Below are 14,111 nucleotides of genomic sequence, written 5' to 3'. Positions count from 1 at the left end.
CCTACCGTCTGCGGGATTCCTCCCGTGTGCAGGCCCGGCGCACATCACGGACTCCTGGCCGCGGCCGTCCGGACGGCGCTCACCCGGGCGAGGTCGGGGAACAATGACGACCATGAGCGAGGCTTGCCGAGCGACGAATAGGCATTCTCATCGGGGCGACCGATCCGGGGCGGCCGAGCGTGCGAGGCGCTCCGGAAGGGCGGCATGGGTGAGCGAGGCTTGCCGAGCGACGAATAGGCATTCTCATCGGGGCGACCGATCCGGGGCGGCCGAGCGTGCGAGGCGCTCCGGAAGGGCGGCACGATGAGCACCACCGAATCGACGTCGACCGGCCCGGCCCCGTCGAGCCCGCCGGGCCGGCCGAGGCCGTCGAGGACCGGTCCGGTCCCGGCGACGCCCGCCGATCAGGTGCTGAGCGCGTCCGACGAGATCAAGCGCCGCGGCCTGCGGAAGATGAAGACGATCGCCACCGGCGCGCTGGTGCTGATGGCGGTCATCTTCGTGGTCGCGTTCTCGCTGGAGGATCGCTACCCGTGGTTGGGCTACGTCCGGGCGATGGCCGAGGCCGGCATGGTCGGCGCGCTGGCCGACTGGTTCGCCGTGACCGCACTGTTCCGGCGTCCGCTGGGGCTGCCCATCCCGCACACCGCGATCATTCCGAATCGGAAGGACGCGATCGGCTCGTCGCTGTCGGAGTTCGTGGCGACCAACTTCCTGTCCGAATCGGTGGTGCGGGAGAAGCTCGCCGCCTTCTCGGTGGCCCAGCGGGTCGGTGAGTTCCTGGCCCGGCCGGAGGCGGCGAAGCGGGTGACGGCCGAGCTGGCGTCGGCGGTGCGCGGCATCAGCAACGTGTTGTCCGACGACCAGGTCGCCGACCTGCTCGAGAAGATGGCCCGGCGGAAGATCGACGAGACCAAGATCGGCCCGCCGCTCGGCCGGATCGCCGCCGAGGTCTTCGCCCGCGGGGACCACCGTCCGTTCGTCGACATGGTGGCCGACCGCTGCTACGAGTGGATCCGGGACAACTACACCTCGGTGTCGCGGGTGGTGTCGCAGCGCGCGCCGTCCTGGTCGCCCCGCTTCCTGGACGACATCGTCGCCGATCGGATCTACAACGAGGTGCTCAATTTCGCCCGGGCGGTCAAGGACGATCCGCAACACCAGTTGCGGTTGTCGCTGGACGTCTTCCTGGGCGAGTTCGCCCAGGACCTGCAGCACGACGAGGCCACCATCGAGCGGGCCGAGTCGATCAAGGACCAGGTCGTGGGCAACGCCGAGGTGCGCTCGCTGGCGACCAGCTTCTGGCAGTCGGTCAAGGACTCGCTGTTGCGCGCCGCGGAGGATCCGGACTCGCCGCTGCGCCGGTCGGTGACCGACGGGCTGATCGGCTTCGGTCGCCGGCTCCAGGACGACCCCGAGCTGACCGCCAAGGTCAACGGCTGGGTCGCCGACGTGGCCGGGTACATCGCCCGCAACCACGCCCGCAACATCACCGGGATCATCGACGACACCATCGCCCGGTGGGACGGGGAGGCGACCAGCCGCAAGATCGAGCTGCAGGTCGGCCGCGACCTGCAGTTCATCCGGATCAACGGCACCGTGGTCGGCGCCCTGGCCGGCCTGGTGATCTACACCCTGGCCCAGCTCCTGCTCACCTGACCCGCGCGGATCATCTGCGCCGGCGCGGCGCAAGTCGCACACTTCCGTCCCGCCCGTCACATTCGGCGTCCGTTCCTCCGCGCACCGATCATCTGGTATCGGCGATCGGGCCGGACGCCGACGGGCACTGTCACAGCATCATGCTGGGATGCGGGCATGACATCGACACAGACGGACGGATCGATCGCCCGGTTCGACCTCGTCGTCCTGGACACGCCCGAGCCGCGCCGGATGGCCGACTTCTACTGCTCCTTGCTGGGCTGGCGCATCGTGCAGGAGGACGACGACTGGATCACCATCCGACCGGACCAGTCGTCGCCGTACGGCATGGCGTTCCAGCTGGCGCCCGACCTCGTCGCACCGACCTGGCCCGATCCGGCGGTGCCGCAGCAGTCGCACCTGGACGTCACGGTGGACGATCTGGACGTGGGCGAGGCCCGGGTGTTGGGTATCGGCGCCCGACCGACCGGAATCGCCGGATCGGGTTTCCGGGCCTACCTGGATCCGTCCGGCCACCCGTTCTGCTTGTGCCTGCCCTGATCGGACCCGATCGCCCGACCGGCCGGTCCGGAATTCGGCTGCGGACGGGGTCGCGGTCTGGTTACCGTGCGCCGATGACGACCTCATCGGCGATCGCACTGCCCCGTGGCTTCACGGCCCGCCCGCTGGTGATGGACGACGCGCCCGCCGTGACCGAACTGCTGGCCGCGTGGGAACGGGCCGATCCCACCGACCACGGGTACTCCGAGGCCGATATCAGGGAGGAGTTCACCGCTCCGGTCGCCGCGCTCGACGCGGGCGGGGTGGCGGTCCTGCTCGGTGACCGGTTGGTCGGATACGGATTGCTCTACGTCATCGCCCGGCGGCCGAGTTGGCTCGCGTACGCCGGCGGCGGGGTGCATCCGGATGTGCACCGCCACGGCGTCGGCGGGTGGTTGCTCGAGCGGCAGGCCGAGCAGCTGCGACGAATGCGGGACGAGCAGGCCCCGGACCGCCCCGCCGAGCTGCGGGTCGGGGTGGCCGAGAGCCGAACCGGTGCCATCGCCGCGCTCCTCGCGGCCGGGTTCCGGCCACGCCGGTACTTCTTCCGGATGCGGGCCGACGTGCGCGAGCAGGCTTCGGCGCCGGTGGTCGATCCCCCGGGGATTCGGATCCGCCGCTTCCGGGAGGCGGACGACGAGACCGTTCGCCTCGCCTCCAATGCCGCGTTCGCCGACCATTGGGGCTCGGTCCCGCGCGAGCCCGCGGCCTGGCGGTCCGAATATCTGGAATCCGCCGGCTTCCGGCCCGGAACGTCGTTCGTCGCCGAGGATCCGAGCGGGATCCTGGGGTTCGTGCTCGCCGCCGAGTACGACGCCGACACCGCGATGAGGGGGTATCGAACTGGCTATGTCGCCCGGGTGGGCACGCTGCGGGCCGCCCGCGGCCGCGGGGTCGGCTCCGCTCTGGTGGCGCGGTCGATGGCGGCCATGCGGGAGTCGGGTTGCGCCGAGGCGGAACTTGACGTCGACGCCGATTCGCCGACCGGGGCCGGTCGGCTGTACGAGCGACTCGGATTCTCCGTCTTCGCCCGCGAACAGTTGTACAGCCGGGCACTATAATTGTTGGGAAGTGTCGTTCCTCTGCGGTCGGTGCCCGACCGCACCCGCGGAAGTGCGATCCGATCGCGGTGCCCGAGGGTGCCATGCCAGGCTGGAGCAGGTGCGCTACCGCCCGTTGACCCCGGCTCTGCTCGTCCGCGACCTGGCCGTGCACGTGGATCGGCGTCCGGAGACGCGACCACGGGTCGGCTTCGACGGATTCGCCGAGGCCGGGGCGGCCCACCTGGCCGACGCGGTGGCCGAGCAGTTGCGGGAGTTCGGCCGCCCGGTGATCCGGGCGTCGACCCGCTGGTGGTGGCGGGCCGCGTCGCTGCGGCTGGAACTCGGTCGAACCGATGCCGACATGTTGCTCTACGGCTGGGTGGACGGCCCCGCGCTGCGCCGCGAACTGCTCGACCCGGTCCGCGCCGGCCGGGTGGACGGGTACCTCCCGCGGCTGCGGGACCCGGGGACCGACCGGGCGGTCCGGGATGATCGGTTGGCCATTCCGGACCGCGTCGTGGTGCTCCTCGACGGGCCCTTCCTGCTGGCCGACCCGGCCGGCCTCGACGCCGTCATTCACCTGCAGCTTTCCCCGGCCGCGCTGGCCCGGGCGATGCCGGACGAGCATCAATGGTGGGTCACCGGTTACCGGAGGTACCTGACCGACGAGCACCCCGTCGACCGGGCCGACGCCGTGATCGCCTACGACCACCCGACGACGCCGGCGATCGCCTGGCGGGCCGGCTCGTCCTGACCGGGTCGCGCCGACGTTGCCGGCAACAAAGCGGCCGTTGTCCCTCGTGTGAATCGCACCACCTGCGCTAACAGCCTGCTTGCAATTGCAAGCAGGGCTGCTAGCGTGGATTCGGAGCAGCACGACCACGCCGGAGGAGGGCATATGGACCTCGATCTGAACCCCGTCCTCGCCCCGGTCCGCGACCTCGGTGAGTTCATCCGCGAGCAGCGGCTCGCCGCTCAGATCTCGCTGCGGGGGCTCGCGGTCAAGGCGGGGGTGTCCAATCCCTACCTCTCCCAGGTGGAGCGGGGCCTGCGTCGCCCCAGCGCGGAGATCCTGGCGCAGATCGCGCGCGGGTTGTCCATCTCGGTCGAGACGATGCTGGCCAAGGCCGGCATTCTCGAGGCGGCCGAGGCGCCGGAGGTGGTGACGGCGATCCATGCCGACCCGGTCCTGACCGAGCGGCAGAAGGCCGTACTCGTGGACATCTACGCGGCACTGCGCAAGGAGGCCGAGGCCGGAGCGGATGCGATCGCCCCCCGCCCGCCGGACACCACCGCGCCCGCCGCCGAATTGCCGTCGACCTCAACACCCACAGGCATCACGCCGATGCCGGAAGGAGAACATCATGCAGCTCACTGATATCCGGAGCGTGTCCGACACGGTCGTGGATCAGCTCGCCGACCGCTTCAACGACCTGCCCCGGCCGCTGCTGGCCGCCATCGGCGCCGGCGACATGGCCGTCGAGCAGTTGGCCGCCCTGCGGGAATCGCTGATCGAATACCTGTCCGACCCGGCGAATCTCCCCGACGCCGATGCGGTCGCCGGCCTACAGGGCAAGGCCCAGCAGGCCGCCACCGACTACGTCGGCAAGGTGCAGCAGACGGCCGGTGACTACCTGAACAAGGCCGGCGAATACGTCGGCCGGGTCCAGCACACCGCTGGTGTCTACGCCGGGCTGGCCCAGCAGGCCGCGCAGGACTATGCGCAGAAGGCCCAGCAGGCCGCGGCCGAGTACGTCGGCAAGGTGCAGGAGGCGGCGAGTGACTTGCCCGGCAAGGCGCAGCAGGCCGCGGCTGAGTTCCCGGCCCAGGCCCAGCAGACGCTCGCCGATCTGCCGGGGAAGGCCCAGCAGGCAGCCGCCGAATTCCCGGGCAAGGCCCAGCAGGTGATCGCCGACTGGACCGATGCCACCGGCACGTTCGTCGCGACCGGCACCGAGCTGCCGCAGCGGGCGGCCAAGATCGCCGCGGAGGTCGCCGATGAGATCCAGTCCCTCGCCGCCCAGATTCCGGACAAGGCCAACGACCTGGTCGGCCAGTTGCCCGGGAAAGTCGCCGAGTTCACCCCGGACCTCACCCCCGAGACGGTCCGCGACACCCTCGACGCCTACGTCGAGCTGGTCGGATCGATCTACGGAAGCCTGGTGGAGCGCGGCGACAAGACCTGGTCGAAGGTCCGGTCGGCATCCTCGCGCCCGGGCACCGTCGTGGACGCCGATCCGACGTCCACGCCCGAGCGTCCCAGCACGCCGGCCAAGGTTGCGAAGGCGGCCGCGAAGTCCGCTGCTTCGGACACCACGACCGTGACCAAGTCGGCGACCAAGACCGCGACCAAGACCGCGACCAGGACGCCGACCAAGACCGCGACCAAGACCGCGACCAAGACCGCGACCAAGACCGCGACCAGGACGGCAGCCCGGGCGACCGGCCGGCCGAGCACCAAGGCCGGCAGCAGCAAGGCCGGCACGGCGCACAAGACGGGCACCAAGCTGACCACTGCCGGCCCGGAAACGGCGCGCGCGGCCAAGTCGGCGAGCCCGCGGGCCGCGGCCAAGCCGCGGACGAACGCGAATCGCGCCAACGCCGCGGCCGCCACCCGGGGTGCCGAGGCGACGACGCCCGCCGGGTCCGCCAAGCCGACCACGCCCGCCGGGTCCGCCGAGCCGACGACTCCCGCCGAGCACTGACCGGACGGTAGCCGGGCATCGGTCAACACTCGGTGCTCGACACCCGTCGCCCCACGACGCCGAACGAGGCGGCCGGCCGTGCCGGTCGTCTCGTTTTGCGCCCGACGGTGTCGGCCGACGACCGATCCCACGTACCCTGGACACGTGGATTTGGTTGCGCCGGTCATCTATATCGTGAACCTAGTCCTGGCCGTCGGGGGCGCGGGCCTGGGCATCTTCGCCGCGGTTGACGCCGTCAGTCGGCGGTCGGACGCGTTCGCCGCAGCCGACAAGCAGACCAAGGGGACCTGGGCGGGCATCACCGTCGGGTGCGCGGTCGCGCTGGGACTCGGCTTCTTCGGTGGTGCGTTCGCCCCGCAGAGCCTGCTGTGGCTGGCCGGCCTCACCGGCAGCCTGGTCTACCTGCTCGACGTGCGCCCTCGGCTCCGCGAGGTCCAGCGCGGCGGCCGCTGGTAGAGCGCGCCGATCGGTCCGGCCGAGCCGGACCGATGGGATCGGGCCGATCAGACCGGACAGATCAGAAGTGCCGTGCGTCACAAAAGCGGGGCCCGAGTTGCTCGGGCCCCGCTTCTGACCGCCGAGTCGGCGGGTGCCTCAGCCCTCGCGGTGCGTGTGCCCGTCGCCGGTCGCCAGCGCATGCTCAGCGGCCAGTCGCTTGGTCTCGCGGTCGAAGGAGACGCGGATCTCCTCCTCGGCCTCCTTGCGGCCGACCCAGTTGGCGCCCTCGACGCTCTTGCCCGGCTCCAGGTCCTTGTAGACCTCAAAGAAATGCTGGATTTCCAGCTTCTCGAAGATGCTCAGATCGCCGATGTCCTGCAGGTGCGACTGCCGCGGGTCGTTCGCGGACACGCAGAGCACCTTGTCGTCCGGACCCTTCTCATCGGTCATCCGGAACATTCCGATCGCCCGAGCGCTGATCAGGCAGCCCGGGAACGTCGATTCCGAGAGCAGGACGAGCGCATCCAACGGATCACCGTCCTGACCGAGGGTGTCGTCGATGAAGCCGTAGTCGGCGGGGTACTGGGTCGCCGTGAACAAGGTCCGGTCCAGCCGGATACGGCCGGAATGATGATCGACCTCGTACTTGTTGCGGCTTCCCTTGGGGATTTCGATGGTCACGTCGAATTCCACGTGCTGTCACCTTTCAACCGGAAGGACGGCAGCGGCAGCCCTCACCTGAACTGAACGCCATTACCGCCTGATCCGCATGGGTCGCGGCGCATGATCTGGATCAGGACCCAACAGACTCTAGTCTGGACCCGGTACAAGGGCTCGCGATGCGTCACCGGATGCGAGTGTGGCCCTCCCGACAGTGACAGGTGACGCGGCCGCCCGGACCTCCGGATGGCTCGGCACCAGCGGCGCAGGAGGAAGTGCAGTGGCCCCAGTGACCAGATCCCGGCGGGTCGGGATCATCGCTGCCGCCGTCGTCGTGGCGTTGGTCGCGGTCGGTGTCGTCGTCTTTCTCGGCACCCGGGGATCCAGCAGCGCGTCCTCGAGCACCCAGAGCACCGCCGAGGTGGTGGACCCGCCGGTCACGGCGCCGCCGCCGCGGATCGCCCCGCTGGCAATTTCGGACAAGGTGCCCAGCACGACCGGCATCGAGGCCCAGCTCGCCGCCCAGTTGGGGAACCCCGATCTCGCGCAGTTCAGCGGCGTGATCATCGACCCGGAGAGCGGGACGGTGCTGTGGAACAAGGATTCGACCGCGCCGCAGCTCCCGGCATCGACGGCCAAGCTGCTCACCGGAACCGCACTGCTCACCTCGGTCGATCCGACCAGTCGATTCGTTACCAAGGTCGTCAAGGGGGACCAGGAGGGCGACATCGTGCTCGTCGGCGGCGGTGACGTCACTCTGTCGGCCCGTGGCGAGGGCGTCGACACCGTTTACAAGGGTGCCCCGCTCATGTCCGACCTGGCCGCGCAGGTGCGGGCCAGCGGGGTCGACGTCAAGCGCATCGTGCTGGACACCGACTACTGGTCGGGGCCCGAACTTGCCGACGGTTGGCAGACCGGCGACATCCGGGGCACCCCCGCGGTGGCCCAGGGGTACATCACGCGGATGTCTGCGTTGATGGTCGACGGTGACCGGGAGGACCCGGCCAACGAGAACTCCATTCGCACCGGTGACCCGGCGAACACAGCCGGCAAGGCGCTGGCCCGGTTGATCGGCCAGCCGGATGTCACCCTCGTCGACGGCACCGCCCCCGAGGGCGGTGAGGTGCTCGGCCAGGTCTCGTCCCAGCCGATGTCGGTGCTGCTGGCCCAAGCCCTGGAGAACTCGGACAACGTGCTGGCCGAGGCGTTGGCCCGGCAGGTGGCGATCGCCCGGGGTGCGCCGCCCAGCTTCGACGGCGCGTCCGCCGCCACGCTCGAGGCCCTCGAGGACCTCAAGATCGACACCATCGGCATCGAGCTCAAGGACGGGTCCGGCCTGTCCACCAACGATCGGGTCCCGCCGGCGGTGATGGGCCAGGTCGTCGCGCTCGCCGTCAAGGGTGATCCGCCCGCCCTGCGCAACCTGCTGACCGGCCTGCCGGTGGGTGGCGTGTCGGGCAGCCTCGCAGATCGCTTCCAGGACGACGCGTCCAAGGCGGGCGCCGGCTGGGTCCGGGCCAAGACGGGATCGATCGAGGTCACCTACGCATTGGCCGGGTACGTGCCCGACGTGGACAACCGCATCCTGGTGTTCGCGTTCGTCTCCAACGGGGTCGGCTCGGGGACCCGGCCCGCCCTGGATGCGCTCGCGGCCGGCCTGCGTGGCTGTGGTTGTGCCTGAATCGGCCGGTCCGATCGACTGGGCGTCGGCGGTTCGATCCGGGCGCCGGATGGCGCCGATCGGTCCGACGATCAGCCCCGCCGAGGCCGCCCGGGCGGTCGCCGACCTGCGCGAGTTCTCCGGTCGGGCGGAACTGATCGTCCGGGATACCACCGAGTTGGGCCACGGGCTTGCGGTGGACGACGCCGAGGTGCTGGACCGGCCCGGCTGGATCGCGGCGACCGCCGAGGGCATGGAGCGGTTGGCCGCGCCGGCCGTGGCCAAGCTGGCGGCGGCTGCCGATGGCCGGATGGCCGGCCAGTTGACCCGGAGCGTCGCCGGGCAGCAGGTCGGGTTCATCTTGGGATTCCTGTCCGGCAAGGTGCTCGGTCAGTTCGATCCGCTCGGTGGGGACCCGGCCCGGCCCGGCCGCCTGCTGCTGGTCGCACCGAACATCGTCAAGGTCGAACGCGAACTCGGGGCCGATCCCACCGACTTCCGGCTGTGGGTCTGCCTGCACGAGAGCACTCATCGGCTGCAGTTCACCGCGGTGCCGTGGTTGCGTGACTATTTCACCTCGCTCGTCGCCGAGTTCGCCGACAAGGCGGACACGGACCCGACCCAGATGGTGCGACGGGCGGTGGCGGCCATCAAGGGCGAGGCGACCGCCGGCCAGGGCCGGACATCCTGGGTGGAGGGCATCCAGTCACCCGAGCAACGCGAAGTGTTCGACCGGGTGATGGCGCTGATGAGCGTGCTGGAAGGGCACGCGGACTTCGTCATGGACGCGGTCGGCCCTGCGGTGGTGCCGTCGGTGGCCACCATCCGGACGTCCTTCACCGAGCGCCGGCGCAAGGGGGCCGGCCCGATCGATCGGTTGATCCGGGCCCTGTTGGGAATGGAGATGAAGCTCGCCCAGTACGTCAACGGCGGCGCCTTCGTCCGGGAGGCGGTGAATGCGGTCGGGATGACGCGGTTCAACGCCATCTGGCAATCGCCGGAAACGCTGCCGACCCGCGCCGAGATCGCCGATCCGGCGGCCTGGATCCGGCGGGTGCACTGACCGGCCACCTTCGCGGACCCGACGCGGTCCGGGCGGCGTGCCGGTCCTGGCTGGCCCGGCACTCCACGGCGGGTCCGCTGATCGTGGCCTGTTCGGGCGGGGCCGACTCCCTCGCCCTCGCCCTGGCGCTGCGGGCGGTCGACCCCGACCGGCCGCTGGTCGGCGCCACCGTCGACCACGGACTGCAGGACGGGTCCGCCGCCCACGCCCGGACCACGGCCGACCTGCTGCGCCGCATCGGGTGCGACCAGGTCGAGATCCTGACGGTGACGGTCGGCCGGGCCGGCGGCCCGGAAGCGGCGGCTCGGCACGCGCGCTACGCGGCCCTGACCGAACTGTCGTCCGGCTGGCCGGGGGCCCCGGTGCTGCTCGGTCACACGGCCGACGATCAGGCCGAGACCGTGCTGCTCGGGTTGGCCCGCGGCTCGGGGCCCCGGTCGGTCGCCGGCATGCGTCCGTGGCGGGCGCCGTGGGGTCGCCCGTTGCTCGGAGTCACCCGGGCGGACACCGAGGCAACCTGCGCCGAAGCCGGTGTGCAGCCGTGGCGCGATCCGCACAACGCCGACCCGGCGTTCACCCGGGTGCGGCTGCGGACCGAGGTGCTACCGCTGCTGGAGGAGGTGTTGGGCGGGGGAGTGCGGCCCGCGCTCGCCCGGACCGCCGAGTTGATGAGCGACGACCTGGACGCCCTGGACCGGATCGCCCAGGATGCGCTGGATCGGGCTCGGACCGGGGACGCGCTGTCCCGGTCCGCGCTCGCCGACCGCCCGGCCGCCGTCCGCCGGCGGGTGCTGCGCCGGTGGCTCGCCTCGACCGGGGCGGGCGCCCTGACCCACGATCACCTGGTTCGGTTGGATGCCCAGCTGGTCGACCGGCGCGGTCCGGCCCAGGTCCGGCTGCCCGGTGGGTTGGACGTGTGGCGCCGCGGCGACCTGCTCCGGGCCGAGCGGAACCCCGGTTGATCATGGGCGGGGGGCCGCTTGGATCGCCTCAGAACGGCCCCCAGCCCATGATCAACCGGAGGGGAAGGGCGGGGCACCCGAAGAGACGGGGGGCCGCGAGGGGTGGCAGGCTTTGCAGCAGACCGTGAGGACCCGCCACCGCCCAGCTGGGAGAGCCCGTGAACGGCAGTAGCCACGCACAGACGCCGACCGGACCCGGCGCCGCCGTCGCGTCGCTGACGACCGTGGTGACCAGCACAGATGCCGCCGCCGCCGGCGAGGGGTGGGACCCCGGGGCGGTGCACGGGTACCCGGGAGAGCTCGCCGCGGTGCTGATCGGCGAGCAGGCGCTGCAGGCCAAGATTGCCGAGTTGGCTCGGGCGGTGGCCGCTGACCATACGGTCGACACCCCGCCGCTACTGATCTGCGTGCTGAAGGGGGCGGTGATGTTCGTCACCGACTTCGCGCGGGCCATGCCGATCCCGTCCGAGCTCGAGTTCATGGCAGTGACCTCGTACGGCTCGGCGACGTCGTCCTCCGGTGTGGTGCGCATCCTCAAGGACCTGGACCGGGACATCACCGGGCGCCGCGTGGTGATCGTCGAGGACATCATCGACTCGGGACTGACGCTGTCCTGGCTGGTGAAGAACCTCGCCACCCGAGGTCCGTCGGCGATCGACGTGGTCGCGCTGCTGCGCAAGCCTGAGGCGGTCAAGGTCGAGGTCGAGGTGCGGTACGTCGGGTTCGACATCCCCACCGAATTCGTGGTCGGGTACGGGCTGGATTACGCCGAGCGGTACCGGGACCTGCCCTTCGTCGGGTTGCTGGGCGAGCACATGTACCGCTGAACCACCCCGATCGGGTGGACCGTTCCGGTTCGCCGACGTCCGGGGGAACCACCGGGCGTCACCGGGCGTTCAATCGGGCGGCCGGCGACGAATCGGGACTGTCCGGGTGCGGCGGTAGGCTGAAACGCACTGGTCGTGCCGTTGCGCCGCCCGGATGTGCGAGGCCGCCCGACTCCGACGGGTGAACCGTCGGTTCGCCGGCCCCGTACCCGAGAACCGTCAGGGAGGTCGAGGCCGATTCCGGCCCGGAGCGATATGGACAAGAAGCGACTTCTCCGCTCGCCGCTGGTGTGGATCGCACTGGTGCTGGTGCTGTACCTGACGTACAGCTACTTCGCCGACGACACCCGCGGCTATGTACAGCAGGACACCTCCGTCGCATTGGCGCAGCTCAAGGACGGCAAGGTCACCGAGGCCACGATCGACGACAAGGAGCAGCGGCTCCGGCTGACGCTCAGCGAGCCGATCGACGGGTCCACCCAGATCTACACCAACTACCCGGCGTCGGCCGGTGAACAGATCTTCGACGACGTACAGACCGCCAACGTCTCGGGCGGCTACAACACCGTCGTGACCAGCGAGTCGACCCTGTTCTCGCTGCTGATCTACCTGATCCCGGTGGGCCTGATCATCCTGTTCCTGCTGTGGATGATGAACAACGCGCAGGGCGGCGGGAACCGGGTCCTCTCGTTCGGCAAGTCCAAGGCCAAGCTGCTGACCAAGGACATGCCGCAGACGAAGTTCACCGACGTCGCCGGCGCGGACGAGGCGGTCCAGGAGCTCGATGAGATCCGGGACTTCCTGCAGAACCCGGCGCGGTACCAGGCGCTCGGCGCCAAGATCCCCAAGGGCGTGCTGCTCTACGGCCCGCCGGGCACCGGCAAGACGCTGCTGGCCCGGGCCGTCGCCGGTGAGGCCGGGGTGCCGTTCTACACGATCTCCGGCTCGGACTTCGTCGAGATGTTCGTCGGCGTCGGCGCCAGCCGGGTGCGGGATCTGTTCGAGCAGGCCAAGGCCAACGCGCCGGCCATCATCTTCGTCGACGAGATCGACGCCGTCGGCCGGCACCGCGGCGCCGGCATGGGCGGCGGTCACGACGAGCGCGAGCAGACCCTGAACCAGCTGCTGGTGGAGATGGACGGCTTCGAGGCCAAGGGCGGCATCATCCTCATCGCCGCGACCAACCGGCCGGACATCCTGGACCCGGCGCTGCTGCGGCCCGGCCGGTTCGACCGGCAGATCCCGGTCGGCCAGCCCGACCTGAAGGGCCGGCAGGCGATCCTGGCCGTGCACGCCAAGGGCAAGCCGTTCGCCCCGGACGTGGAGTTCCTCCCGCTGGCCAAGCGGACCGTCGGCATGTCCGGCGCGGATCTGGCCAACGTGATCAACGAGGCGGCGTTGCTGACCGCCCGCGAGCACGGCACGGTGATCACCAACGCGGCCCTGGAGGAGTCGGTGGACCGGGTGGTCGGCGGCCCGGCGCGGCGCGGCAAGGTCATCTCCGAGAAGGAGAAGAAGATCACCGCCTACCACGAGGGCGGGCACGCTCTCGCGGCCTGGGCGATGCCCGGACTCGAGCCCGTCTACAAGGTGACCATCCTGCCCCGCGGCCGCACCGGCGGGCATGCCCTGGTGGTGCCCGAAGACGACAAGTCGCTGATGACGCGGTCGGAGATGATCGCCCGCCTGGTGATGGCCATGGGCGGACGCGCCGCCGAGGAACTGGTCTTCGCCGAGCCCACCACCGGCGCCTCGTCGGACATCGCGCAGGCCACCAAGATCGCCCGGGCGATGGTCACCGAGTACGGCATGTCGGCCAAGCTCGGCGCGGTCAAGTACGGCCACGGCGACGACGAGCCCTTCCTGGGCCGGACCTACGGCAGCGGCCCCGAGTACTCCATCGAGGTCGGCAGCGAGATCGACGGCGAGGTGCGGGCCCTGATCGAGACAGCGCACACCGAGGCCTGGGCGGTCCTCAACACGTATCGAGACGTGCTGGATTCGTTGGCCAGCGCCCTGCTGGAGAAGGAGACTCTGGAGCGCAAGGACCTCGAGGTGATCTTCGCCGAGGTCGAGAAGCGCCCGCGGATCACCGCCTTCGACGAGTTCGGGACCCGGCTGCCGTCCGATCGGCCGCCCATCAAGACCCCCGGTGAGTTGGCCATCGAGCGGGGTGAGCCATGGCCCCCGCCGGCGCCGGACGAGCCCAAGCGTCAGCCGGAGCCGGTGTCGGTCGGGGTGGCCGCTGACCATCCTGGACAGGGCGGATACACCACGACCAAGCCCGAAGCGCAGCTCGGCGCATCGACCGGACCGAACTGGACCGGTGGCGTCCTGCCGGGTCCGCTCGGCCCCTACGATCCGGGTCCGCACCAGCGGCCGCCGAACGGAAATAGCGCCGGCCCGCAGAACGGCGCCCACGGCGGCCCGCCGGGCGGTCAGCCGAACGGCCACCACGGGTGGGGACAGAACCCGCCGCCCCCGCCGGCCGGGCCGATCGATCCGCAGGATCCCTGGGCACCGCCGAAAGATCAGCGGGACCGCACGTCGTGAC

Annotated in this window: 13 protein-coding genes; 12 read left to right on the top strand and 1 reads right to left on the bottom strand. The window is 70.7% G+C overall.

Annotated elements, in window-relative coordinates:
* The first annotated feature begins 303 nt into the window (after window positions 1-303).
* The 7 genes from ACILSK_RS17045 (at window position 304) to ACILSK_RS17015 (ending at window position 6,403) form a co-directional block, all read left to right on the top strand.
* Complete coding sequence (locus ACILSK_RS17045; RefSeq protein WP_395728375.1) at window positions 304-1,659, top strand: DUF445 domain-containing protein; 1,356 nt, start codon at window positions 304-306, stop codon at window positions 1,657-1,659.
* A 156-nt stretch (window positions 1,660-1,815) separates the two neighbouring features.
* Window positions 1,816-2,199, top strand: coding sequence for a VOC family protein (locus ACILSK_RS17040; RefSeq protein ID WP_395728374.1), 384 nt, complete (start codon window positions 1,816-1,818; stop codon window positions 2,197-2,199).
* Between the two features lie 74 nt (window positions 2,200-2,273).
* Window positions 2,274-3,260, top strand: coding sequence for a GNAT family N-acetyltransferase (locus tag ACILSK_RS17035; RefSeq protein ID WP_395728373.1), 987 nt, complete (start codon window positions 2,274-2,276; stop codon window positions 3,258-3,260).
* 100 nt (window positions 3,261-3,360) lie between these two features.
* On the top strand, window positions 3,361-3,996 hold the full coding sequence (locus ACILSK_RS17030) for a uridine kinase (RefSeq protein ID WP_395728372.1): 636 nt from the start codon (window positions 3,361-3,363) through the stop codon (window positions 3,994-3,996).
* A gap of 144 nt (window positions 3,997-4,140) precedes the next feature.
* Window positions 4,141-4,620, top strand: coding sequence for a helix-turn-helix domain-containing protein (locus tag ACILSK_RS17025; protein WP_395728371.1), 480 nt, complete (start codon window positions 4,141-4,143; stop codon window positions 4,618-4,620).
* A complete protein-coding gene (locus ACILSK_RS17020; protein WP_395728370.1) occupies window positions 4,607-5,947 on the top strand; it encodes a hypothetical protein in 1,341 nt (446 codons plus the stop codon). The genes ACILSK_RS17025 and ACILSK_RS17020 overlap by 14 nt, the downstream gene beginning before the upstream one ends.
* A gap of 144 nt (window positions 5,948-6,091) precedes the next feature.
* Window positions 6,092-6,403, top strand: a complete 312-nt coding sequence (locus ACILSK_RS17015) for a DUF2516 family protein (RefSeq protein WP_395728369.1) — start codon at window positions 6,092-6,094, stop codon at window positions 6,401-6,403.
* 138 nt (window positions 6,404-6,541) lie between these two features.
* Here the strand turns inward: ACILSK_RS17015 and ACILSK_RS17010 are convergent, their stop codons facing one another.
* Entirely contained in the window at window positions 6,542-7,078 is a 537-nt protein-coding gene (locus tag ACILSK_RS17010) for an inorganic diphosphatase (RefSeq protein ID WP_395728368.1), read from the bottom strand.
* A gap of 256 nt (window positions 7,079-7,334) precedes the next feature.
* Between ACILSK_RS17010 and dacB the strand changes: the two genes are divergently transcribed.
* The 5 genes from dacB to ftsH all read left to right on the top strand — a co-directional run bounded on the left by dacB (window position 7,335) and on the right by ftsH (window position 14,110).
* Window positions 7,335-8,726: a D-alanyl-D-alanine carboxypeptidase/D-alanyl-D-alanine-endopeptidase gene (gene dacB / locus ACILSK_RS17005; protein WP_395728367.1), complete on the top strand. Its 1,392-nt coding sequence runs from the start codon at window positions 7,335-7,337 to the stop codon at window positions 8,724-8,726.
* 49 nt (window positions 8,727-8,775) lie between these two features.
* A complete protein-coding gene (locus tag ACILSK_RS17000) occupies window positions 8,776-9,768 on the top strand; it encodes a zinc-dependent metalloprotease (RefSeq protein ID WP_395728366.1) in 993 nt (330 codons plus the stop codon).
* Window positions 9,747-10,730: a tRNA lysidine(34) synthetase TilS gene (gene tilS / locus ACILSK_RS16995; RefSeq protein WP_395728453.1), complete on the top strand. Its 984-nt coding sequence runs from the start codon at window positions 9,747-9,749 to the stop codon at window positions 10,728-10,730. The genes ACILSK_RS17000 and tilS overlap by 22 nt, the downstream gene beginning before the upstream one ends.
* A gap of 278 nt (window positions 10,731-11,008) precedes the next feature.
* A complete protein-coding gene (gene hpt, locus ACILSK_RS16990; protein WP_395728452.1) occupies window positions 11,009-11,557 on the top strand; it encodes a hypoxanthine phosphoribosyltransferase in 549 nt (182 codons plus the stop codon).
* A 255-nt stretch (window positions 11,558-11,812) separates the two neighbouring features.
* Entirely contained in the window at window positions 11,813-14,110 is a 2,298-nt protein-coding gene (gene ftsH, locus ACILSK_RS16985; RefSeq protein WP_395728365.1) for an ATP-dependent zinc metalloprotease FtsH, read from the top strand.
* The last annotated feature ends 1 nt before the right edge of the window (window position 14,111 follow it).

It is taken from the genome of Nakamurella sp. (genome assembly GCF_044224575.1).
Taxonomy (GTDB): Bacteria; Actinomycetota; Actinomycetes; order Mycobacteriales; family Nakamurellaceae; genus Nakamurella.
The sequence above is the reverse complement of the archived record's forward strand: the minus strand, read 5'-3'. Positions and strand labels throughout refer to the sequence as shown.